The 1,982-nt window shown below is 58.8% G+C and carries 3 protein-coding genes; 1 reads left to right on the plus strand and 2 read right to left on the minus strand.

The genetic code is table 11. From position 1 onward, the window contains the following. A partial coding sequence (gene aroC / locus RMO23_RS10500) for a chorismate synthase (RefSeq protein WP_309681204.1) occupies nt 1-450 on the minus strand: 450 nt, incomplete at its 3' end. Nucleotides 451-668: 218 nt separating this feature from the next. On the opposite strand from aroC, the gene RMO23_RS10505 reads away from it, so the two are divergent. Beyond that, nucleotides 669-1,091 (plus strand): cupin domain-containing protein, encoded by a 423-nt coding sequence (locus RMO23_RS10505; protein WP_309681206.1) that lies wholly within the window; start codon nt 669-671, stop codon nt 1,089-1,091. A gap of 23 nt (nt 1,092-1,114) precedes the next feature. Here the strand turns inward: RMO23_RS10505 and RMO23_RS10510 are convergent, their stop codons facing one another. After that, nucleotides 1,115-1,774 carry a glutathione S-transferase gene (locus RMO23_RS10510; protein ID WP_309681208.1) on the minus strand — a complete coding sequence of 220 codons (660 nt, stop codon included), beginning with the start codon at nt 1,772-1,774 and terminating at the stop codon, nt 1,115-1,117. Between the last annotated feature and the right edge of the window lie 208 nt (nt 1,775-1,982).

The following is a 1,982-nucleotide window of genomic DNA, read 5'->3' on the forward strand; positions in this document are numbered from 1 at the left end:
GCCGTATTTTTCAAACAGCCACTTCTTGGCCACGCTGCCGGCCGCCACCATGGGCGCCGTCAGACGGGCCGACGCCCGGCCGCCGCCGCGCGGGTCGCGCCGGCCGTATTTGTGCAGGTAGCTGTAGTCGGCATGGCCGGGCCGGAAGGTTTCCAGGATGTTGCCGTAGTCCTTGCTGCGCTGGTCGGTGTTTTTGATCAGGAGGCAGAACGGCGTGCCGGTGGTCTTGCCCTGGTACACGCCTGACAAAATCTCAACCGTGTCGGGCTCGTTGCGCTGGGTGACATGGCGGCTGGTGCCGGGGCGACGGCGGTCCAGGTCGCCCTGAATATCGGCCTCGCTCAGGTCCATGCCTGGCGGGCAGCCGTCGATCACGCAGCCAATGGCCGGGCCGTGGGATTCACCAAAGTTGGTGACTGCGAAGAGAGTGCCAAAAGTGCTGCCAGACATAGTGGCGCAATTTTAACCGTCGGATATTGTGGCCCCCACGTTCATTCACTGCGTGTAACTCTCTGCCCCCCGCGGGGGCTGTGCTTGCTTGGGGCGGCCCTGCGCTGCGCACTTTGGAGCGCCCATGTCTGCTCACTGCCCTGCATTGCCCTTTTTTGCTGGAACACTTCATGCATGACGAGAGGGGCGCAAATCGCTGCGCACTACCGGAGGGCACCATGCTTGATCGAACCACCACCCTGTTCTCTCACGTCAAACCCGGCGATACGCAATTCGAATCCGATGGATTGCGTGATTTTTTCCTCTACCGCGACCTGGGCATCGCCGAGGCGACGCACGGAAAAGTCATCGCGCACCTTGTGAAGACCAATAGGGCACCAGAAAAAGGCACGGGCTGGCACCGACATGAGGCGGACTTCCAGATCGTCATCATGCTCAAGGGCTGGGCCAAATTCATGTACGAAGACAAGGAAACCCTGGTCTCAGCCGGTGACTGCGTGCACCAGCGCCCCGGCATACGCCACTACCTGTTTGACTACTCGCCCGACATGGAATACCTGGAAATCGTCTCGCCAGCCGACTTCAAGAGCATTGATGTGGAACCGGTATGCGACATTCCAGCACCCACACCGTGGAAATGAGCGCCTGCTGACCGGACAAGCGCTTAGAACTCGGCATCCAGCTCGTCAAAGTCATCCGGCTCCAGCTGCGCCGCGGCAATCCACTCCTGCATCGCCGGCAATGTCCAGATGTGGGTGCAGTAGTCCACGCACAAGGCGTCCAGCGGAATGTCGTAACTCCTGAAGCGGCTGACCACTGGGGCGAACATCGCATCGGCCATGCAGGGTTTTTTGCCAAAAAGAAAAGGTCCACCATAGCAGGTCAGGCAGTCTGTCCATATGTCCGCAATGCGTTTGACGTCAGCGTCCACACGCGTCCAGGTCTTGAACTTGGGGAAAACGCCCCTGATGTTCAGGGGCAGCGAGGAGCGCATGGCCGAAAAACCCGAATGCATCTCGCCGCAAATGGCGCGGCAATAGGCGCGGGCAGCCCTGTCGGCCGGCAACAGGCCGGCCTTGGGCTTGATTTCATGAAGGTATTCGCCAATGGCCAGGGTGTCCCACACCTTGATGCCATCGTGCAGCAAGCTGGGCACCCGAATGGACGATGACAGCAACAGTATCTCGGCACGCATGTCGGCATCGTCAGGCGGAAGCAATTTTTCAGTGAACTCCAGGCCGGACAATTTGAGCAGCAACCAGCCCCGCAAAGACCAGGCACCATAATTCTTGCTGCTACTGAGGGTAAGGACGGCCTGAGTCATGACGAGGTCTTTCACAAAGGTGTTTACAAAAGGTAAGCATCAGCGTTTTGGCGCCGTCCCCGCATCAAAAATAGTTTGACACACAGTTACTGTGCAAGCCTTGTGCCAGCCGCCAGTTTCCAGGTCATGGCCCGTAAATTGCTGAACGAAGGGATGGCGCTACCAGCGCAGCCAAACGAAAGAAAGCAACATGCTTTACCAAGCCTAT

This window comes from Polaromonas sp., assembly GCF_031411155.1.
Taxonomy (GTDB): Bacteria; Pseudomonadota; Gammaproteobacteria; order Burkholderiales; family Burkholderiaceae_C; genus Polaromonas.

Coding starts and splice junctions, on each gene's coding strand:
- RMO23_RS10505 (WP_309681206.1), top strand. CDS start 669: ATGCTTGATCGAACCACCACCCTGTTCTCTCACGTCAAACCCGGCGAT.
- RMO23_RS10510 (WP_309681208.1), bottom strand. CDS start 1,774: ATGACTCAGGCCGTCCTTACCCTCAGTAGCAGCAAGAATTATGGTGCC.